Source organism: Streptomyces sp. NBC_00096 (genome assembly GCF_045041305.1).
Classification (GTDB): Bacteria; Actinomycetota; Actinomycetes; order Streptomycetales; family Streptomycetaceae; genus Streptomyces.
Map to the genome: position 1 here is coordinate 2,108,071 of NZ_CP108221.1, position 18,448 is coordinate 2,126,518.

Annotated in this window: 30 protein-coding genes; 13 read left to right on the forward strand and 17 right to left on the reverse strand. The window is 68.1% G+C overall.

The genetic code is table 11. The features are described 5' to 3' along the window. Positions 1-4: 4 nt before the first annotated feature. The 9 genes from OG904_RS08875 to OG904_RS08915 all read left to right on the forward strand — a co-directional run bounded on the left by OG904_RS08875 (position 5) and on the right by OG904_RS08915 (position 3,616). Positions 5-433, forward strand: coding sequence for a hypothetical protein (locus tag OG904_RS08875; protein WP_405489069.1), 429 nt, complete (start codon positions 5-7; stop codon positions 431-433). Then, complete coding sequence (locus tag OG904_RS08880) at positions 430-702, forward strand: hypothetical protein (protein ID WP_405489071.1); 273 nt, start codon at positions 430-432, stop codon at positions 700-702. The genes OG904_RS08875 and OG904_RS08880 overlap by 4 nt, the downstream gene beginning before the upstream one ends. Next, positions 699-1,274: a DUF6907 domain-containing protein gene (locus OG904_RS08885; RefSeq protein ID WP_405489073.1), complete on the forward strand. Its 576-nt coding sequence runs from the start codon at positions 699-701 to the stop codon at positions 1,272-1,274. Before OG904_RS08880 ends, OG904_RS08885 begins: the two co-directional genes overlap by 4 nt. Further along, positions 1,274-1,477 carry a hypothetical protein gene (locus OG904_RS08890; protein WP_405489075.1) on the forward strand — a complete coding sequence of 68 codons (204 nt, stop codon included), beginning with the start codon at positions 1,274-1,276 and terminating at the stop codon, positions 1,475-1,477. Before OG904_RS08885 ends, OG904_RS08890 begins: the two co-directional genes overlap by 1 nt. 50 nt (positions 1,478-1,527) lie before the next feature. Next, positions 1,528-1,656: a hypothetical protein gene (locus tag OG904_RS08895; protein ID WP_405489077.1), complete on the forward strand. Its 129-nt coding sequence runs from the start codon at positions 1,528-1,530 to the stop codon at positions 1,654-1,656. Further along, on the forward strand, positions 1,653-1,955 hold the full coding sequence (locus OG904_RS08900) for an HNH endonuclease (protein WP_405489079.1): 303 nt from the start codon (positions 1,653-1,655) through the stop codon (positions 1,953-1,955). Before OG904_RS08895 ends, OG904_RS08900 begins: the two co-directional genes overlap by 4 nt. Before the next feature lie 562 nt (positions 1,956-2,517). Continuing rightward, complete coding sequence (locus tag OG904_RS08905) at positions 2,518-2,904, forward strand: hypothetical protein (RefSeq protein WP_405489081.1); 387 nt, start codon at positions 2,518-2,520, stop codon at positions 2,902-2,904. A 38-nt stretch (positions 2,905-2,942) separates the two neighbouring features. Continuing rightward, the gene (locus OG904_RS08910; RefSeq protein WP_405489083.1) at positions 2,943-3,221 is read left to right on the forward strand and encodes a hypothetical protein; all 279 of its coding nucleotides are present in this window, start codon (positions 2,943-2,945) and stop codon (positions 3,219-3,221) included. After that, entirely contained in the window at positions 3,218-3,616 is a 399-nt protein-coding gene (locus OG904_RS08915) for a DUF6907 domain-containing protein (protein WP_405489085.1), read from the forward strand. Before OG904_RS08910 ends, OG904_RS08915 begins: the two co-directional genes overlap by 4 nt. Positions 3,617-4,542: 926 nt before the next feature. On the opposite strand, the gene OG904_RS08920 is transcribed toward OG904_RS08915, so the two are convergent. Further along, positions 4,543-5,076: a helix-turn-helix domain-containing protein gene (locus OG904_RS08920; protein WP_405497886.1), complete on the reverse strand. Its 534-nt coding sequence runs from the start codon at positions 5,074-5,076 to the stop codon at positions 4,543-4,545. A gap of 273 nt (positions 5,077-5,349) precedes the next feature. On the opposite strand from OG904_RS08920, the gene OG904_RS08925 reads away from it, so the two are divergent. From OG904_RS08925 to OG904_RS08940, 4 genes are all read left to right on the forward strand, one after another. Next, positions 5,350-5,553, forward strand: a complete 204-nt coding sequence (locus OG904_RS08925; protein ID WP_400003915.1) for a hypothetical protein — start codon at positions 5,350-5,352, stop codon at positions 5,551-5,553. Positions 5,554-5,555: 2 nt separating this feature from the next. Further along, positions 5,556-6,092 carry a DUF6879 family protein gene (locus tag OG904_RS08930; protein ID WP_405489087.1) on the forward strand — a complete coding sequence of 179 codons (537 nt, stop codon included), beginning with the start codon at positions 5,556-5,558 and terminating at the stop codon, positions 6,090-6,092. Continuing rightward, entirely contained in the window at positions 6,089-6,931 is an 843-nt protein-coding gene (locus OG904_RS08935; RefSeq protein WP_405489089.1) for a helix-turn-helix domain-containing protein, read from the forward strand. Before OG904_RS08930 ends, OG904_RS08935 begins: the two co-directional genes overlap by 4 nt. 298 nt (positions 6,932-7,229) lie before the next feature. Further along, positions 7,230-7,433, forward strand: coding sequence for a hypothetical protein (locus OG904_RS08940; protein ID WP_405489091.1), 204 nt, complete (start codon positions 7,230-7,232; stop codon positions 7,431-7,433). A gap of 268 nt (positions 7,434-7,701) precedes the next feature. Here OG904_RS08940 and OG904_RS08945 read toward each other — a convergent pair whose 3' ends face one another. The 16 genes from OG904_RS08945 to OG904_RS09020 all read right to left on the reverse strand — a co-directional run bounded on the left by OG904_RS08945 (position 7,702) and on the right by OG904_RS09020 (position 18,347). Further along, positions 7,702-8,688 carry a tyrosine-type recombinase/integrase gene (locus OG904_RS08945; RefSeq protein ID WP_405489093.1) on the reverse strand — a complete coding sequence of 329 codons (987 nt, stop codon included), beginning with the start codon at positions 8,686-8,688 and terminating at the stop codon, positions 7,702-7,704. Between the two features lie 99 nt (positions 8,689-8,787). Then, positions 8,788-9,066: a hypothetical protein gene (locus tag OG904_RS08950; RefSeq protein ID WP_405489095.1), complete on the reverse strand. Its 279-nt coding sequence runs from the start codon at positions 9,064-9,066 to the stop codon at positions 8,788-8,790. Continuing rightward, positions 9,057-9,341 (reverse strand): helix-turn-helix domain-containing protein, encoded by a 285-nt coding sequence (locus OG904_RS08955; RefSeq protein WP_405489098.1) that lies wholly within the window; start codon positions 9,339-9,341, stop codon positions 9,057-9,059. Before OG904_RS08955 ends, OG904_RS08950 begins: the two co-directional genes overlap by 10 nt. Before the next feature lie 11 nt (positions 9,342-9,352). Beyond that, a complete protein-coding gene (locus OG904_RS08960) occupies positions 9,353-9,739 on the reverse strand; it encodes a hypothetical protein (RefSeq protein WP_405489100.1) in 387 nt (128 codons plus the stop codon). A gap of 29 nt (positions 9,740-9,768) precedes the next feature. Continuing rightward, positions 9,769-12,495: a phage tail tape measure protein gene (locus OG904_RS08965; RefSeq protein ID WP_405489102.1), complete on the reverse strand. Its 2,727-nt coding sequence runs from the start codon at positions 12,493-12,495 to the stop codon at positions 9,769-9,771. A gap of 156 nt (positions 12,496-12,651) precedes the next feature. Further along, positions 12,652-13,227, reverse strand: a complete 576-nt coding sequence (locus OG904_RS08970) for a hypothetical protein (protein ID WP_405489104.1) — start codon at positions 13,225-13,227, stop codon at positions 12,652-12,654. 495 nt (positions 13,228-13,722) lie between these two features. Beyond that, positions 13,723-14,127: a hypothetical protein gene (locus OG904_RS08975; RefSeq protein ID WP_405489106.1), complete on the reverse strand. Its 405-nt coding sequence runs from the start codon at positions 14,125-14,127 to the stop codon at positions 13,723-13,725. Then, the gene (locus tag OG904_RS08980; RefSeq protein WP_405489108.1) at positions 14,124-14,369 is read right to left on the reverse strand and encodes a hypothetical protein; all 246 of its coding nucleotides are present in this window, start codon (positions 14,367-14,369) and stop codon (positions 14,124-14,126) included. Before OG904_RS08980 ends, OG904_RS08975 begins: the two co-directional genes overlap by 4 nt. 187 nt (positions 14,370-14,556) lie before the next feature. Then, on the reverse strand, positions 14,557-14,850 hold the full coding sequence (locus OG904_RS08985) for a hypothetical protein (RefSeq protein ID WP_405489110.1): 294 nt from the start codon (positions 14,848-14,850) through the stop codon (positions 14,557-14,559). Then, the gene (locus OG904_RS08990; protein ID WP_405489111.1) at positions 14,847-15,107 is read right to left on the reverse strand and encodes a hypothetical protein; all 261 of its coding nucleotides are present in this window, start codon (positions 15,105-15,107) and stop codon (positions 14,847-14,849) included. The genes OG904_RS08985 and OG904_RS08990 overlap by 4 nt, the downstream gene beginning before the upstream one ends. 320 nt (positions 15,108-15,427) lie before the next feature. Further along, complete coding sequence (locus tag OG904_RS08995) at positions 15,428-16,924, reverse strand: phage/plasmid primase, P4 family (protein ID WP_405489113.1); 1,497 nt, start codon at positions 16,922-16,924, stop codon at positions 15,428-15,430. After that, positions 16,921-17,301: a hypothetical protein gene (locus OG904_RS09000; protein WP_405489115.1), complete on the reverse strand. Its 381-nt coding sequence runs from the start codon at positions 17,299-17,301 to the stop codon at positions 16,921-16,923. The genes OG904_RS08995 and OG904_RS09000 overlap by 4 nt, the downstream gene beginning before the upstream one ends. Then, positions 17,298-17,543, reverse strand: a complete 246-nt coding sequence (locus OG904_RS09005; protein WP_405489117.1) for a hypothetical protein — start codon at positions 17,541-17,543, stop codon at positions 17,298-17,300. The genes OG904_RS09000 and OG904_RS09005 overlap by 4 nt, the downstream gene beginning before the upstream one ends. Continuing rightward, positions 17,540-17,872: a hypothetical protein gene (locus OG904_RS09010; protein WP_405489119.1), complete on the reverse strand. Its 333-nt coding sequence runs from the start codon at positions 17,870-17,872 to the stop codon at positions 17,540-17,542. Before OG904_RS09010 ends, OG904_RS09005 begins: the two co-directional genes overlap by 4 nt. After that, on the reverse strand, positions 17,869-18,123 hold the full coding sequence (locus OG904_RS09015) for a DNA-binding protein (protein ID WP_405489121.1): 255 nt from the start codon (positions 18,121-18,123) through the stop codon (positions 17,869-17,871). Before OG904_RS09015 ends, OG904_RS09010 begins: the two co-directional genes overlap by 4 nt. Then, the gene (locus tag OG904_RS09020) at positions 18,120-18,347 is read right to left on the reverse strand and encodes a helix-turn-helix transcriptional regulator (protein WP_405489123.1); all 228 of its coding nucleotides are present in this window, start codon (positions 18,345-18,347) and stop codon (positions 18,120-18,122) included. The genes OG904_RS09015 and OG904_RS09020 overlap by 4 nt, the downstream gene beginning before the upstream one ends. Positions 18,348-18,448: the final 101 nt, after the last annotated feature.

Consider the following 18,448-nt stretch of genomic DNA (forward strand, 5'->3'; position numbering starts at 1 on the left):
AGCCATGAGCAGCAAGACACAGAACAGCCTGCCGGCCGCCCCGAAGGTGACCGGAGTTCCGAAGCAGCCGACGGCCAGCGAGCGGGAGCAGAACCCGGCCGCGACGCCGGATCGCCTGCACATGACGGCCACGCGGGTCCCCGTCGAGCACAAGACGTTCGACTACATCTTCGAGACCGAGCTGAACACCCTGCTCGCGGAGTACGGCGCGCGGCTCCTGTTCGCCCCGGACGATGTTGACCCCGCCTTCTTCGGGGCCACCGTGGTCCGCGCCAGCAGTATCACCATCCTGCTGTCGCCGAACTTGGGTGACTTTGAGCGGGACTTCTTCCCGCGGTATCTGATCTGCCAGGCCCTCGGCATGGACCTGGAGCCGCTGCCGACCCCGTTCGAGGTTGAGATCAACCCGCTTCTGCCGGGGGTGCCGGCGTGAGCACCTTCGCCTTCTCCCGCTGGGAGTTCCTGACGGACCCGCTTGCGGACGTCCTGGCCGAGTGCAGCGCCACCATCGAGTACGTGGCGGAGCTCGGGGGCTTCATGGGCGGGATCATCGCCGACGGCCAGAAGCTGACGGTGCACCTCGCCGAGGGCCTCGGCCAGATGGAACACGACCTGGTGGTCCGGGGCCTGCTGGCTGCCTGGCACGACGTGGACGTCACCGACTGGCCCGTGCCCATGTTCGTGCAGGGCGGCCAGCAGTGAGCGCCCGCGACCCGCTGGAGAACGTGCCGCCGGAGCTGCTGGACTGGCACAAGGGCGCCCTCGCCGGTGACCCCGTTGTGTGTGCGGCCCCGCAGCCCGGGCAGCCGGAATTCCCCTGCATCCAGAACCAGGCCTTCCACGCGCTCCACAGCGACGTTCTGGGCCGCACCTGGCCGGCGGGCGAGGAAACGCTGCGTGTGGCCCCGCGCACCGTGACCGTGGAAACCCTCGACCACGGGCCGGTCGCCCTCGAGGAGCCTTCGTGGTGCGCCGTCGAACACCCCGCCGGCAACCATCGCTCCGGGATCCGTCACGACGGCGTCGAGCACGCCGCCTCGGTAGACGTCCCCGGTCGCGGCCGGGTGAAGTTCCTGACGGCGAACCTGTGCCAGTTCCCGTTCGCCGAGCACGGCAGCCGGGACGTGACCGTGGTCGTGGAGATCGATGGGGAGCACGCCGAGTTCAACCCGGCCGGTCTCGGTGACCTGGCTGCCGCGATCACCGCGCACGCCCTGTACGGGCTGCTGCCTCTGCGGGACCGCCTGCAGGCCTTGCAGGAGGGGGAGGCGTGATGACGGACTACAGCCCCCTCCGTGAGCCCGGACCTGACGGGCCCGCCTACTCCCTGGACTTCGCCCTTGAGCGGGCCAGGGAGGTGCTTGCAGAACAGCAGGCCGCGAACATTCACGACGCCCGGGCCATGCTCGGGGCCGCGGTCCACCTGGAGATCGTCCTGCGCGACCTGCTGTCCGCCCTCGACCACAGGGAGGCGTGATGGGGACCGCCGTGGTTCGCCGTCCGACTGAGGCCGCCGCGCTGGGCCGTGTGAAGCCTCGCCAGCTCCCGCCCATCCCCAGCCTGTTCGCCGCTCTGCTGGCCGCTCAGGCGACCGGAGACAGGCACGGCGCCAACCTGGCCGGGCACGCCATCGCACGGGCCGCAGGCGCCAAGTGAGCCGCGGCCGGCCAAAGAGCGAGACGCGGACCAGGATCGTTCACAACCTGGTCCGCCGGGACGGCGCCCGCTGCTTCTACTGCCGGCGCCCGTTCGGTCCGGAGATGGTCGGGGCGACCCTCGACCATTACGTGCCGCGGGCCCTCTGGAAGACGTGGCGTCAGCGGAACCTGGTCCTGTCGTGCGGGCCGTGCAACAACGTGAAGGCCGACACGTTGCCGTGGCCGTTCGCAATGCTGCTACTGAGGAACGTGCGGCAGAACCAGCTGTGGCGGGACGCGTGCGGGGCGGCGAGTTAGCCCAGCGTGCGATCCAAATCAAGGCCCCCGAGAGGGGTGCTGGACCGCAGGTCGCGTCCGATCTCCCCCCGCACTTCGGGACCCTCCGAAGCGCACGTCGAATCCCTAATGACCGGGGAGTGGGAGCGGCCGTTCCCGCAGCGTCTTCCACATCTCCCCCCTGGCCCCCGGGAGGCCTGAAGGGCTTGGGGGTAAAGGCCTCCGACCCCTTGGGCGTAAAGGGTCGCAGCCCAATATTCACAGGGCCTCGGAGGCCTCTGCGCCCAAGGGTCCACGGACCAGGCCCCCAGGGTTCCCCGGCCAATCCCCCGTAGGGCTCCGCGCCTTGCACCCCCAGCCCCCCAAGGGCTCGGACGCCTTCTCCGCAAAGAGGAGCGGGCCCTTGGGGGCATTGAGAACCGTCGCTCTGACGGCACCGCCAAAACGATCACCGGATCACTTCGCGGACACCCGCAACGTGATCTTCGCGCTAGCGCGCAAGTGACCACCGCACCACGAGAACGGCCGGCCCGGGAAGCGACCCCGGACCGGCCCACGGTCCAACGCCACAGGAGGCGGAACCATGACCATTCTCTACACCCAGCGCGACGGAACACAGGACCGGCGCCCGACGTACCCGGCGCCGACTGCGCCGACGGAGATCTTCGGCGCGACCGACCCCGGCGAGGACGTCCGTGCGGTCGTCACGGTTCAGGTGGCCATGACGCGAGACATGCTCGCGACGGCGCTGGACCTGGCGGCGGGGAACTGCGAGGAGCACCCCGACAGCTGGTCGGTGCCGTACATCCGGGAGTCCGTCGAGCTGCAGCTGACCTACGAGAACTTCGTCGAACTGGAACGGACGGCCCAGAGCCTCGCCGAGTGGGAGGAGATCGACGAGTCGATCAAGCCGTACATGCAGAGCATCTACCGCGCAGTCGACCGCGCCTACCCGGTGCAGGGGCGGTGACCGCCGTGCAGACCCTCGCCGCCCAGGTGGCATGGCAAATGCCCCTGCCTCCCGTACTGGTCCGCACGACCGCCCCGGGGCGCCCGCTCCAGTGGATCGACCCGACCCCGAAGACGGCCGACGAGAACGGCCACGCGTGGATGTTCAGCGTGGACGAGCCTCTGACCGGACCCGCCTACTGCGTCCTCTGCTGCGAGGACCACGGCAGCATCGACAGCTTCACCCCCTGCTACGAAACGGCCCGCCTCGCCGCGTACAACGCGGAGCGGACCGCCTGGATCGACGCCAACCGCGTGAACCCGGAGGACATCCGATGAAGACGTACACCGGCCCCACCCTCGGCGGCGCCACCGCCACGATCACCTGCCCCGACTGGTGCACCGTGGACCACGCCTACTGGGACGACCAGGTGGACGACTGCTTCCACAAGAGCGAGCTCCTCGAGGTGAACCTGCCGCGGGACCGGGCGAACCATCCGACGCCGGTCGTTCACCCGATGCTGGGCGCCGAGCTCCAGCTGCACTCGACCAGTCCGCAGCCCTCTGCCGCAGCCGTCTGGCTGCAGCTCTCGGAGTACAAGGCCGACGGCCTCGAGCTGGACCTGGTCGGCGTCGACAGCCTGCTCGCCGAGCTGGACCGGTACCGGGTCGGGCTGGCGAAGATGCGCGGCCTGCTCGCGGCCGTCGACTTCGAGCGCCGAACCCGCCGCTGACGCTCCACCATGGCGCCCTGTCACCCGCCCCGACTCCTACCGGGGGCGGTAGGCGGGGCGCCCTTGACGATGGCTCAACGGCTCGGCTCAGTCCATTCACTCCGAGCCCTTGACATCAACGCGCCCTCGCGCGCACGCGCGCACGTGCGCGCATAGGCCGCCTCGGAGTTCACGTGGGGCGGCGAGTGAACGAGTGAATGAACGAGTGAACGCGGCCGGCGAGAGCCCACCTGCCCCGAGGGGTCCGATCCGATCCGGACCCCCACTCGGTTCGGGGTCTCGTCCACCAGGCGGATGGATTTCCTGCGATCGCAGGATGAGACGAGGGGTACCCCGCTCATGGGTACCCTCCGCGGTGTGGAGAGTGGCCGGCGCGCCCGCGTGCTGCAGGGTATGCGTTCAGCGCAGACCCCGTCTACGAGTGGGTGCTGCCGGAGTCTGCGCGACCCCCTCACCTGCGTGGCCATCCGTGGCCACGGCCGTGACCCGGGGTGTGACCGCGCTCTGACCTGCGTGTCCACCGTGACCCGGGGCGTGACCCCCAAATGAGGCGGAACCGGGCCGGACAGTGACCCACTATGCCCCGGAATGCGGGGCGGACAGAGGGTGGACAGGGCCCGGAAAATTCCGCCCACTGTCCGGGGGATGTCCAGGGTAAACCGGACATTGTCCGGGGGATTTCCGGGACATAGGGGACACTGTCCAGGGTGATTCCGGCCTGTTTGTCCCCTGCTCGGGCTCTGCTCGGCCTGCTCTGCCGCAGGTCAGATCCTGCTCGACCCCTGCTCGGGGGCGCTCACCGAAGACCCGCGAGCAAACGCGAGCAGCCTGCGAGCAGAAGCTGACCTGCAAGGGAGCAGGCCGAGCAGGCGGCGAGCAAGGCGGTATCGACTCAGCCAGCCTCGCTTCAACTGCGCACAAGCGGGCTACCGGGGAACGGCCGGGCCCAGCGCCCTTGACTTCCTGGCCGGTTGGCCTTGCACCCTTCGGGCAGCAGCAGGGGATAGTCGACGGGCGCGCGCCGGCCGGTGATGCATCTCAAAGATGCGTTCAAGGTCCTCACGGGTAAAGAGGAGACGGCTGAGGCGGGCATGCGGAAATCCCGAGTGGTTCACACCATCTCGAAGCCACTTCGTGCTGCAGCGAAGAATGGACGCGGCCTCATCGACGGTGAGATACGGTCCGGGCTGCGGGGTGGCCGGCTCGCTGGGCTGCGCGGGTGCCGCTTCGGCGTCAGTCGCCGGCGTGAGCTCAGGCAAGGGCGCTACGGCCGCCATGGCACACATGGTGCGAATGTCCTCCGTACTGAACGAAGCGCTATCGCCCAGCTTGTGATGCGGCACGCTCCGGGCACGGATCCACTCTCGAAGCGTCGTCGCCGATACGGGTAGGAACTCAGCCGCCTCCTCGGGTGTGTAGTGCCGCAAGCTGTCCACGCCGCGCATGCCGCCAGCCTCCATCAGTGCTCCCTTGTCGGCGGATTTCTGGATCACCAGCGTCCGTCCGGCCGAGATCGCGACACGGCAAAACAACGCAATTTTGGCACTATCGGGTTGAATCGCGCGGCATCTCGTTTACCTCCACCGATAGGGCTTAAGGCCCCCGGGTGTGCATGTCAGATTGCGAGTAGCAGCTCTGTGTCGCTGCCGCTTGGGCAATCTGCTGCAACTGGCCCCCGTGCTGGCTCTGCTCACCGCATGCTGGTGGCCCAACCGGCCTGAACGGAGCTCGCCATGACCCTGCGGTTCATTGGGACCACGTCCGAGTACGGCAACTGTCCGACGCTCTATGAGGTCGTCGAGACCGGCGACATCGTCGTCCAGGGCGACATGCTCACCGACCCTGAGCACCTCGCGCAGCTGCGGGACGTCGGCGAGCACGAGACGTTCGTCGTCATCCCGCGCGACCTGCTCACCCGCTTCGCCCCGAAGGAGTGACGGTGCCCGCCCTGGTCCGCTTCGAGGACATCGCCCACCTGTTCGCCGAGTTCCAGCACACCGCGTTCCGACTGGAGACCCGCCGCGGCTACGCCACCGACCGGGCCGGCACCCGGTTCCAGGCGTTCATGCGTGGCGTCGACCCGGCGCCGGAACTCGACAACCCCTGGCACGTCAACGTCCGTGAGAGGGCCGCGCAGGGCGCCCTGTTCTCCCGGGTGCGCATCATTGACGAGCCGCCTACCGACGGCCAGCGGTTCTTGATGGCGTCCGCCACAGCGAACGCGGTGGCTGGCGAGGACATCCGCGTACTCGCCCGCTCGGGGGCCGTGCGCCTGGACCTGCCCGAGTACGACTTCTGGCTGTTCGACTCCCAAACCCTGGTCCGCTTCCACATCGACGAGCAGGACGTCACAACTGGTGTCGAGGTCATCGACGACCCGGCCGAGGTGCTCGCCGCGTGCCGGGCCCGAGACCGGGCCTGGCCTGCCGCTACCCCTACTGCGGAGGTGTGGGCGCAGGTACGTTCAGCGGTGTGAGCACGGACTTTCAGAGCGCCAGGGTGGCCCTCGGCGCGCGCCTACGGGAGCTGCGTGCCGAGGCCGGCGTGAACGGGAAGGACTTCGCCGCCCGCCTCGGCTGGCAGCGCTCCAAGGTGTCCCGCCTGGAGAACGGCAAGCAGACCGCCACCGCCGACGACCTCGCGGCATGGGCTGCCGCCGCCGGGGTACCCGATCAGGCCGGGGACCTCGTGAGCCGTCTCCGGGGCCTGGAGTCTCAGCAGCGGTCATGGCGCCGCCAACTCGCCGCCGGCAACCGGCCTGTGCAGGACCGGTACGTCGTCGAGTACCAGCAGACCGCGACGATGCGCGGCTACGAAGCCACGGTGATCCCGGGTCTGTTCCAGACCCCCGACTACGCCCGCCACCTGTTCGCGAAGAACGCCCTGCTGATGCAGTCCCCGCGTGACACCGAGGCTGCCGTCGCGGCCCGCATGCGCCGCCAGGAGGTGCTGTACGAGGCGGGCAAGCTGTTCCGGGTCCTGGTGTGGGAGGGTGCCCTTCATGCGCTCGTGTGCCCGCGCGCGACCATGATCGGCCAACTCGACCGGCTCGTCGGGCTGATCGGCATGAGCACCGTCGAGCTCGGCATCGTTCCGCTTGGCGCCCCCTTGGAGTTGACCCCGAAGCACGGGTTTTGGATCTTCGATGAGGAGCGCGTCATCGTCGAGACCATCAACACCGAGCTGTCCTTCGACTCGCCCGACGACCTCGCCCTGTACAGGCGGGTGTGGGACGGGCTGAACGAGGCGGCCGCGTATGGGCCGCAGGCTCATCGGCTGATCGCGCGCGCACGGCACCTGCTTGCACCTGTGTGAGCAACTGGCGTCAACGCGGCCAGAGTCCGCGCAATCCGCTGCAATCGGTCGGACGCCCTGCGGTGCGGCTTCCTACGGTGCTGGTCATGGCGACACAAGCGGGCGCCACGGGCGCCGAGACCAGCCCCGTGAATTGGTGCCACTTTCACGTTGGATCATCCGAGACCGCGCGGCCTGTCCGATTTGCCGGCCGCAGCTGCGGGCCGCCGGTGGTGCTGTACGCGTGCGCTCCCTGCCGGGAGCAGCGTGGTCTGCTGCCGCGCTGGCAGTTCGCCGGCCTCCCGCCGCAGGCCTCCTCGTGACGGCTCTGTCGTGCGCCCGGGTGCCCCTGCCCGAGGTGTACGGGCTCACGTGGGAGCAGACGGCCGGCCGTGCCTGCGTGGTGTGCGGCTGCCAGCTCACGACCGGGGCGGTGGCCCGCGGCTGGCTGTACGGGACGCACGGCGCGCACCGCCTCGACGTCGAAGTGTGGAGCTGTCCGAAGCCCGAGGAGGCGGAATGAGAATCTGTGCGCGGTGCGACCGGGCGATCCGAAGCGAGTGGTACGAGACGATCCCCGTCGACTCGGCATCCGCGGCCCGCCCGGAGCAGTACGCCCACGAGTTCGGCGACCGGAAGTGTCGGCCGATCACGTCCAGGGATCCGGCCGACCTCCACTAGCCCCCGGCCTGTCCGTGATCTCGGCGGAGTACGGGCGGGCCGGGTAGCACCAAGCCCCACCGCGACTCCTTTGCGGTGGGGCTCAGTCGTGCCCGGATCTCCCGCCGGTCTCAGGCTGTCGGCAGTGCGTCCATGGCCTTGGTGATCTCTTCTTGCATCTTGTACGACGGGGAGCGGTGCAGGGCTCCGGCGGCCCGGTCGTAGCGGCGGGTGGTGCGCGGGTCGGCGTGGCCCATCGCGTCCTGGACGTCGGCAAGCGGGACGCCTCCGCTCAGCAGTGCCGTGGCGTAGGAGTGCCGCAACGAGTGGGGGGAGAGCTGGCCGGCGTGCGGGATTCCGGCGGCCTTGGCGACGCGGCGCACGGTACGGAAGGCGGCCGGTTCGTCCATCGGCCGGCCCGTGCGGGTGGCGAACAGATACTCGTCAGCGCCTGCCTGGCCGCGGGCGGCAAGGTACGCCTCGACAGACTCCACCGCGAGCGGCACAAGCACGAATCGCTTCTTGTGGTCGCCCTTGGTCGTCAGGTCGATGACTCGGTGGCCCTGGTCGGACCCGATTGAGCCGACCAGAGCGTCGAGGACGGACCCGATGCGGGCGGCGGTGGTCGCGAGCAGCACCAGCAGAGCGTAGGTGCGGGCACTCTCCCGACTGCGGGCGTAAGAGAGGAACTTGGCCAGCTCGGCCGGTGTCATGCCGCGGGTGGGCGAGTCGTCGGCGGACACCGAGGGGCGGTCCATTCCGAGGAACGGATTCCGGTCGGCTGCCTCTGCGCGGACCAGGTAGTCGTACCAGCTCGAGGCGGCGGCAAGCCTGCGGGCACGCGTTGACTTCGCCAGTCCGGACTCACGGAGAGCCACGTCGTACTGGTCGGCGTTGACAGGACGGGCAGCCGACGGGTCAGTTCCTGCGGCAGCGCACCAGGCCAGCCACCAGGACGCGTCTTTGGCGTAGGCGGTGCGGGTGTGTTCCGAGCCCCGGCGCATCAGCCACGTGGCGGTCGCTTCGACGACCGTGGGCTCGGCGCCGGCGCGGGCGAGCAGCTCGAGGAGGGCGGCCGGGGAGGAGGCGGGCGGCGTGCCGCGCAGAGAGAGCGGCACGGCGGTTGTCGGCTCGAGGAAGTCAGGCTGTGCGTGAACTACCGGAAGAGTACCCATGGTTACAGGATAACGGGCATTATTCTGTATCGCCGAATTTCCCTAGGAGAGCACCCGCGAGGCGTGCCGCTGGCGCTCGAGAACAGCGATCGCCTCCTCGACGACGCGCCGGTACTCGACGAACAGGCTTCGCTTCGGCTCCGGGCTGGTCTTGATGAGGACGGCCAGCCGGCGAACCTGCTTCCGCCTCTTCGCGAGCCTCGCCATCCACAACCTCCGGCAGACGGGTGTGCAGAAGCGCTGCGGGTGCCCGCCGTTGTTCCGCGGCAGGAAGTGGTGCGAACACCAGTCGCAGGTACGGAGGCTGGCTGTCAGGTCCACGCGCCGGTCTCCGTCCGGGCCGGATGGTCGCGGCCGACACCAGTGACCGCGGCCGAGAAGAGGATCACGCGCGCGGCCTCGTCTACAGCCAGAGCCGCGGCGATCCGTTCGGCGATCGTCCTGGACGGACACCGCTGGCCGGCTTCCAGCGCGTGCAGGTAGCTGGACGGGATGCCGATACTCCTGGCGGCCTCCCGTAGACCGAGGCCCGCTGCTGCCCGCGCGGCCCTGAGCGTGGGGCCGAAGGCCTCGGGCGGGATTCGGCGTACCGGCACGACGGCCTGCACTATGCCGCCCCGTCGTCGTCTGCCTGCGCCCCCAGGAACTCTCCCATCGTCATGGGGCGGTACTTGGGGGCCATCCGGTCTGCCCAGTACCGGCTCGCGTGCGCCTGCCAGGCGCCGGGCTCCATCTCGTACAGCGGGCCGGCCTCGGCGGCGGCCGGCGCCTCCGGAGAGGGCTGGGGAGCCGACTCGGTCACCTCCGCGTTCCCTGCAAGCAGACCCTGCACGGCAGTTCGTACCGCCTCGGCGATGGTGGCCCTCAGCTCGTCGTCCGAGACCTTCTTCGCGGCTTCCTTGACTGCCAGGCGCGCCGCGTGCCGCTTGGCGGCGTCTGCGTCCATGCGGGCCTGCAGAGCCTTCCAGCTCGCTTCCTTCTCGGCGTGAGTCATATCTACTCCTAGGTCAGGCGGTGTACTTGTCAGCGCTGGTAGGGGGCGTAGGTGGTCGAGTTGCGCATGCCGCGCCTGAGGAACGCGTCTTCGACGTCGCGGGCGATGCCATCAATGGTGGAGACGGAGCCCTGAACGGTGATGTTGATGTTGGTTACCTGAGAGCCGCCCCCTGACCCACCGCCGGCCAGGCCATACCCACTGGTGGCGGAGATGGAGGGAACGCCCATCTTCTGGCCTGCGAGAAGCCCGGACATCGACTGAAGGGACGACACCGCCGTGTGGGCGTTCTCGTCGATGCCCAGGGCGATGCCCTGCGCGATCGGCGCGCCGACCTCCCGGGCAAACCGCTTCGACGGTGAGTGCGAGTCGATGAACCATTTCGCCGCCTTGAGAGCACCGTCCGCCAGCCCCCGCAGCTTGTCGTACAGCGCGCCAGCGGAATCCGAGATGCCGTTGACAATGCCGTGGACGATGGCCGACCCGATATCCCGGAACCAGCTGCCCACGTCTTTGACTCTGTCCCAGGCGCGGTGAAGACCGCTGCTGATCTTGTCGGCAACTTCGCCTATGTAGCGGCTGATCGCGGAGACGGCATCGCTGATCGGCGTGATCATCGATGACTTGATACCAGCCCAGATCGAGGCAGCGGAATGTTTGATCCCTGACCATTTTTCCGACAGCCACGGCGAGATGATGTTCCACGCCGCTTGAAGCCCATGCCAGACCGACATGATCGGGTTGATAATGGCGGACTTGATCCCATCCCAGACCACGCCGGCCACGGCCTTGAGCCCCTCCCAGACCAAATGGAAGAAAGTCTTGATGCCGTCCCAGATGACACGCGCCCCGTCGGCCACGGCCTGGTGGCAGCGATTCCATACGGCGAGCAGGATCGCAATCGGCGTAGCGAAAATCACCAGCAGAAGGGGCCACCACTTCCGGAAGAACGCCGTGATCCCATCCCACACATTGGATGTGACCCTCGTAATCCAGTGCCAGGCGTTGACGATGGGATCCGCAACCGCATGCCAGGCCGACGAGAAGAACGCGGCAACCTTGTCCCAGGCTTCCTTGATGCTGGACGTGATCCCGTTCCAGATCGCCTTGTTCCGGCTGGTGAAGTTGTTCCAGAGGCCGAGGATATAGTCGACGGCAACCTTCGTCACCGACTTGATCCACGCCCACACGGTGTCCCACTTGATGACCAGCAGCACGATGATCGCGATGAGGGCGACTACTCCGAGGACAATCCACGTGATCGGGTTGATGGCCGCCGCAACCGCCATTGCGTAGAGCGACATCGTGAAGGACGTCACGGCGGCCACGAGGATCGTGCCGATGACGATAGCCAGCGCTACAGCTGCAGGCTTGTTCTTCTCGAAGAAGGTGATCGTCTTGACGATGGCCGGGATGAGATGTAGGCCGATGGTGATCGCGGCAGTGGTAACCGCCTCCTTCAGGCGCCCCATCTGAACGTTGAAGGACTGCTGGGTGATTTCCCATCCTTCGACATTCTTGGAAGCATTGTTGAAGGATTCACTGACCTTCCCCACACGCTCCTTGAACCCATCGGTATTCTCGCCGGTCAGCTGGAGAGTGGTGTTCAGACCGATGGCCCCGCCGGTCATCTTCTTGATCGCTTCGGTGTACGTCTGGGCGGCCGGGCCGCCCTTCTTCAGCTCAGCCGAGAACCCGTTCGTCTTGTTCTGAAGCGTGGCGTACTGCGTGAGGAGGTTGGCCTGCTCGGGCGGGAGCGCCTTCAACTCCTTGCGCCAGTCGGCGAGGGAGATCGACCCGGCCGAATAAGAGCGGGCGAGTTCCTGGATGCTGGCGGGCATTGACTTGATCATCGTCTGGGCGTTCTCAGCCGCCTGCTTCGTCTTGTTGAACGAATCCAGGAGAACCGTTCCCGACGGACCCATCTTGGACAGCACGGTCTGCGAGAGCAGATCCAGAGTGCCGGTCAAGCCCCGCTGACCCAGCTTCGTCGCCACGTCCGTCGAGGACAGCCCAAGCCGCTGCATCTCCTGAACTGCGACGTTGTTCGGGGCCGCAAGGCCCCGAATGGTCGAGGCGAGCTCCTGGGTCGCCTCGCGCGCGGAGGTACCGTGCTGCGACAGGGTGGCTATGGCGCCGCCGACCTCAGCGAAGGAGACCTTGTTCGCAGAGGCGATGGGGATGACAGTGGCCAGCGAGGAACTGAATTCCTGCATGGTCATCTTGCCCTCACCCGCGGCCGTCTTGATGGCGTTCATGACGCGGACTGAGTCAGACGCCTCGAGGTGGTACGACGCCATCACCGAGGTCATGGCGTTCGTGACGTCCTTGAGGTCGGCGCCCTCCTCACGCGCACCCTGCGCCGCGGCCTTCAGGACCGTCAGGCCGTCACCGGCCCGGTAGCCGGCCTTCTCGACCTGGTACATGCCCTCGGCCAACTGCTCGGTCGACGTACCGGTCTGCCGGGCGAGGGACAGGACACCATCCGAAACCATCTTCAGCTTCGAAGACGACTCACCACAGGCAGTGACCAGCAGGTTCATCTGCTGCTGGAAATCACCAGCGGCCTTGACGCCGTAAGCAACGAAGGCCACGCCGACGACCGCGGTGGCCTGGCCCACCTTCGTGAGGAGGCCCTGCACGCCACCCATGCGGGCTACGAACGACTCGCCACCGCGGCTGGCCGCTGCCATGCCGGCAGTGAACTGGCTCGTCTCGGCACGGAGCCGGATGAACAGGTCGCCTACCTCGGTCATATCAGCCTGCCGTTCGCGAGGACAGGGAGGGGCGCGGGGCGGGCGCAGGCCGGATCAACACGGCGGAAAAAGGAGGACACCACTCCCCGGCCTTGGTTCCAGCGCGCCCCACCCACGCGGCACGCCCGGTGACGTTGACGCCCACCACGCGCCGCCTCAGGCCCCAGACCGCCGGATCGCGGTCAGGACAGGAGAAAGGTCAATGACGGGCTGAACGGTCTGCGCGCCGCCCACGCCGAACGCGGCCGGCTCAACCCAGCCGGCTTCGACCTCGATCCGGTGGATCGCCTGCCGGAACCCGGTCTCGCGCGCTTCCGCCGCGAACGCCCTGCGGAGGGCAGCGCCGGCTTCCTCGACTGCCTTCTGAGCCGCCTCGAGGTGCTTCTGCGCCTCAGCGTGCGCGTCCCGCTCCCCGGCCATCGCCTCAGCCCTGGCAGCCTCGGCACGCTCCTGCTTCTCCTGCTGAAGCGCGGCGACGTTCTCCCGTTCCACGTGCTCGGTCAGGGCCTTGGCTGCGGCCTCGTATGCCGTTACCTGGGCCTCGGCGAGCAGCACTGCGGGGCGCATGCCGTTGGCTGCCGCCTGGGCGTTCTCCGCCGCACGGTAGTCCTTCGCCTCGATGGCTTGGGCCAGATCGCTCTCAAGGCCGGCCAGCTGGGAGCGAAGCTCTCCGGCCGTCTGGCGGGCCTCGGCCAGTGCCTCAGCGGGATGCGTCTCCGTCTTGGTCGCCACGCCCGGTCCTCCGTCGTCCGTTGCGGTAGGCGCGCACGGTGGAGGGGTCGAGGCGCCAGACGTTCCTGTCTGTCTTCCGGCCCGCGATGATTCCCGCGGCGGCCAGCTGACGGACCCGGCTTTCGGTGATCCCCGCGATGGCGGCGGCCTGCTCAGTCGTGATCTCTTGCGACAACTGTGCGGGGATTTGCGCAGGAGCAAGAAATCTCGGTGCGGCCGCGCTTGCGGCTGCGTTAGCGGCCACGTACTGGGCCTGCTGCGCGGCGACCTGGGCAGCGGCGCGGGCCGCGGACCGCACAGCAACGGCTACAGGCGGGAGTCGGCCCGGCGGGCGGGCCCCTCGAGGGAGCACGCCCCGCACATAGGCTTCGAGGAGGTCGAGTGCGGCGACCAAGTCCGCAGCCAGGGCGCCCGGAACGACGAGACCGTCGTGAATCACCACAGGCGCCGGCCGGTGGTCCGTGTACGGCACGCGGGGCGCCTTGGCTGTGGTCATCACCGGTCGTCGTCTTCTCTGTGCCCGGCCATGGCCAGCATCAGGCCGACCCAGTTGACCGTGGTGGACGCCTCGAGAGGCGTGTTCGGGTCACGGACCGGGGGAAGGTCCCAGGCGGCAAGGAAGAGCCTTTTTGCTGCCTCGCCGGCCTCCCGGCTGGTGGCGATGATCTCGACGTTGCGGGCGTTTCGGATGCCCTGGGCGAAGGCCACGGCGGTCGCCACGTCGGACGGGCCCAGGCCGGCGCCGACGCCGACCCGGACGAACCCGTCGTCCCTCACGGTCGGCATGGGATCAGGGTTGGCGGGGTCGGACAGGTCTGCGGCGGTGCGGTACCGGCCTGCGATACGCGAGGTTGTCACGTTGATCCTCGGCCGGCGCCGCGGCGGCGTGGGGGCGTTCACGCTGCCCCCGTTTCGACCTGTGCGGCCAGGCCGCCGATGTCGCGGAGCATGGGCTTGCCGAGGTCGGGCATCGTGGCGCCCATCGAAGCGGCGGCGATGACGGCCAGGGCGGACAAGGCTTCCTCGGCCGGGGTGTCGCCGAGTACGGCCGCCTGGTCGACGGTCACGTCCCAGATCCGGGCCGTCATGAGGCCGATGGCGGCCTGAAGCCCGCGGACTGTGACGTCAGGGCGGCCGCTCACGACTGCCTCCCGACGACCTTGACGAGGTACCAGCGTCCGCACGGGCTACGCCTCAGCCCGAGCCCGAGGTGCCGGTGCTGCGCCCCGCAGTGCGGGCAGGACACGACAACCTGGGGGGATCCGCAGGTTGCGAGGGTGGTGGGGCTGACTGTCGGCAGTTCGTTCTCGAGGGCCGTGTAGGTGTCGGTCACTGTGATCTCCGGTCTGTGCTGGTTTGTTCCACTTTCGCGTTCTGGGGGGCAGGCACGGCCTCCGTCGTGGAGGCGGCGGGCTGCGCAGGGTCTGCTGCCGGTTCCTGCTGACCCGTTGGCACGTTTCCTGTTGGCGGGTGCAGGTTGCGCAGCTTCTGGGCGTGGCGGCGGGCGAGACCGCGGCGGCGGGCTTCGGCGAGTTCTTCGCGCCGCCGCTTGTTCTCCGCCGCTCTCCACCGGGCCGCGGCTATTCGGGCGGCGACGGCGTTCTCGACGTGGGACTCGGTCACGGCTCGACCACCTCGACGGTGTAGTCCGTACCCATGGCGCCGTACCACTCGCTGACGGTCCAGAGGCGTCCGTTCTCCAGGAAGACGGGCTGCACCGTGGTGCCCATGGCCTTGTCTTCGCTGTTGACGCCCGTGGTGACGACAGCCCACGCGACAATCCGCGACTGGAACTTTCGGCCGTCCGGGCCAGTGTGCTGGACCCACCAGCCGGCCGGAGCCGGGGTGAGCGATACGGGGCAGTGGATCGAGATATTCAAAGTGACTCCTGGTCTGTGGCTGGCGCCGAAAGGCGGCAGCAAGGAGGGATCGGGGCTCAGGTCGGTCCGAAGGCTTCCCGAAGGCTTCGAAGGGATGTCTTCGGGATCCCTTCGGGGGTCTGACCTCGGGTTTCGAAGGGGTCGAAGGGATCGAAGGGATCCGAGGGGGGTCAAGCCCCTATAGGCCATACGAGAGACGTTGCTTTCCTCATATGCGCAAGACCTCATGTACTTCCCTTCGATCCCTTCGAAGTGCAGGTCAAAGCCTTCGAAGAAGCCTTCGGAATCCCTTCGGGGAAGCCTTCGGTTCCCTTCGGGGGTCAGAAGCTGGGCGCCATCTCGAGGCCATGGATCACCGACCTTCGGTTCGTTGGGTGGTTGCCGCGCTTGTAGCCCTTCTCGGCGAGGGCGTCACCGAAGGCGCGGATGCTCATCTCGCGGAGGGAACCGTCCTGGCACCACCGCTTGTAGTTGGCGAAGAGCGTCCCGGTCTCGGTGTAGGTCGTCGGCTCGGCCGGCCTGGTGTACTCGTCGAGCCACATGAGCAGCGGCTCGGACTTGGCCAGGTGCTCCTTCGTCTTCTCGCGGACCGCGGCCGGGACGGCGAGGCCGTTCTTCTGCCAGTCGAGGCAGCCCTGGATCGCCCAGTTCAGGACGCCTGACGATTCGGCGGCAAGGATCTTCTCGTCGTACTTCTTGATGCGCTTTTCGGGCGGGACGATGACGTCCCAGCCGATGTCCTGGAGGCGGCGGGCGATGCCGTGTCCGCCGCCAACGGTGGGCAGGTAGTTCGTGACGAGGTGGATCTTTCCGACGGGCCGGAAGTCGAAGAACTCCTTGTTGAGGAAGCGCGCGCTGACGGTGTCCTCGCCGGTGAGCTGCTTCACGAGCTCGTCGTCGAGCCTCTTGCCGGCCGATGTCTCGGTGGTGGAGAGCAGGCGCTTGCCCATCATCCGGGCGACGTCATTGGGGATCCCTTCGTTCTGCTTGGCCATGAGCGTGGACCGCGGGACGGACTGGGCGTAGTCGCCGAAGATCTCAGTGACGACCCGCATGAAAACGCCCTTGCCGTTCTGGCCGTCCCCGTGATGAATGAACATCACCTGCTCTTCGGTGGAGCCGGTGAGGGTGTAGCCGACGACGCGGGCCAGATAGGCGCGCCGTTCCTCGTCGGGCATGACTGAGGCCAGGAACTGCTCCCACATGGGGGCCTTGGCACCCTGCTCGAAGTGGATGGGCGACTGCTGCATGAGGAACAGGCCGGGGTCGTGGTCCAGCAGTTTGCCGGTCCGCAGATCGACCACACCGTTGCCGACGTTGAGCAGCATCTCGTGCCGGTCGAAGTCGTTCATGAAGCAGTGCAGCGCCGGGTGCCCTTGGGCGATCTCTCGCATGGCGGCGAGTTTGGCCCGCATGCGCTGGGAGCCAGCCCACTGGAGAAACTTCTCTCGGGGGGAGGGCAGCTCTTCGCCTTTGGGCCCAACGGGGGCGATCTTGCTGTACGTCGTGGCCTCGGTAGTGGGCAGCGCGTCGATGGTGCGGATGACGCGCTGCCAGACCCGCGTTGCGCCGCCCTTGAAGCTCCATCGGCCCTCTTCGTAGGTGACCCACTGTTCGGCATCGACGGTGAAGCGGACCTCGGCGCCGTAGTGGTCGACGAGCCGCTCGGCGTTTCCGATGTCGTCGTAGGTGCGGCGCGGATACCTGAGGTCTCGTGTCAGGACTCCGAGGGACTCGTCGGCGGGGGGTTCGAGTAGCTCTTCGTCTTCGGGGCTGTAGTCGTCGACCGGCGCCGGCCGCAGTGGCGCTTCACTCACGCGGCCTCCCTCCTTTCGTCGGTGTAGATGAGGTAGCGGCCGTTGCCGCCAGGGATACGGATGGGCGGCCATCCGGGGGTGGCCTGCAGGACGTGCGGGGGCTTGGGCTTCCGCGCTTCGGCGAGCTCCGAAGCGGTCTTGCCCTCGGCGGTGAACCGGCGGCCGGCGGCGTCGCGGAGCCACTGGAGCAGGGACTCCTCGTCGCCAAATTTCCGCCACTTCTCGGCAGCATCAAGAGCGCCGGCGAGGCGTCGCGGGTCGTCGGGGTGGAGTGCCAGCCAGGCAGGGGATGCGTAGGGCGGGAAGTCGTTGGCGAAGAACAGGCTTTTGGCTTCGGCCCACAGGCCGGCGATGTCGAAGACGTCGGCCTCGGTCACCGCGCCTCCCTCAGCCAGCCGGCGGCCGTGACGATGGCAGCAAGTACGGGTTCGGGGTCATTGCGGTGCAGGTCGCCGAGCCGGGTGACGTATTCGGCGCGGTTGGGGTTGTTGTCCCGCCAGCACAGGGCGCTGATCAGGTTGGTCAGGGCCGTGTGCCCATGTGCCGTGATCTTCTCTTCGGCATGAGCGGGGCCCAGGAGTTCCTGCACGAGGTCGAGGGCGTGCCGGCTGTCGCTCATGCAGCCACCCCCAGCGGGAGCTGTACGGCGAGGCGGGTGCGGACTTCGGCGAGACTCCACCCGCAGCGGATGAGCTGGGCGGCGTGGGCCCGCAGTTCGGCGTCAGTGAGTCCGTAGGTGCCGGGGCCGGCGGTGGCTGCGTCGCAGTCCAGGGGGTCGCGGTGGCCGCACGGCATGGGCGGGCGCCGGTAGGAGGCTGCGCGGCGCTGCCGCAGCTGATGCGCCACGGGGGAGTCCTGGGGTACCGTGAGCGCGGTCGAGCCGCTAGCTGCGGAGACTTTCTGAAGCGCCCCGGGGTCGAGCCGGGGCGTTTCTGCGTTCTCGGTCATGCTGCCCCCTCGGCGCCGGATTCGGCCTCGAGCTGGGCGTGTGTGGGTTCGCCGGAGAGCAGCCGGACCAGGTCTGCGGTGATGACGACGACGCGGGCGCCGAACGGGATCGTCTTGACGGGGCTGTCGCCGCGCTTGATCCGTTGGTGCAGGTGGCTCTTGCTGCAGCCGATGGCCCTGGCTGCCTCGGCGACAGAAACCGTTGCCGCCCAGCTGCGAACTTCAGACAGGGTCGGACGAGTCCTGTTCATGCCGCAGCCTTCCCGCACCGGTCGAGCCACGCGAGGACTACGGCCTTCCGGTACCGCACGCGCCCGGAGCGGCCGTCGCTGAGTTTCCGGTAGGGCGGCCCGATGCCGAGGGAACGCCAGTTGGAGAGCGTCTTCTCGGTCACGCGAAGGATCGGTCCGACTTCGCGTGGCGTGAGCCAGTCGTCGTCACTCAAGGAGCGCGGAAGGATCGAATCGGAGGACACAACTATCCCCTAGGAGTCGGGGAGCGATCGAAATGATCGCTGCACACCTCAAGGCTAACTAGGGAGCTTCCAGGAAACAAGAGGGATTGCCTGCGCATCAT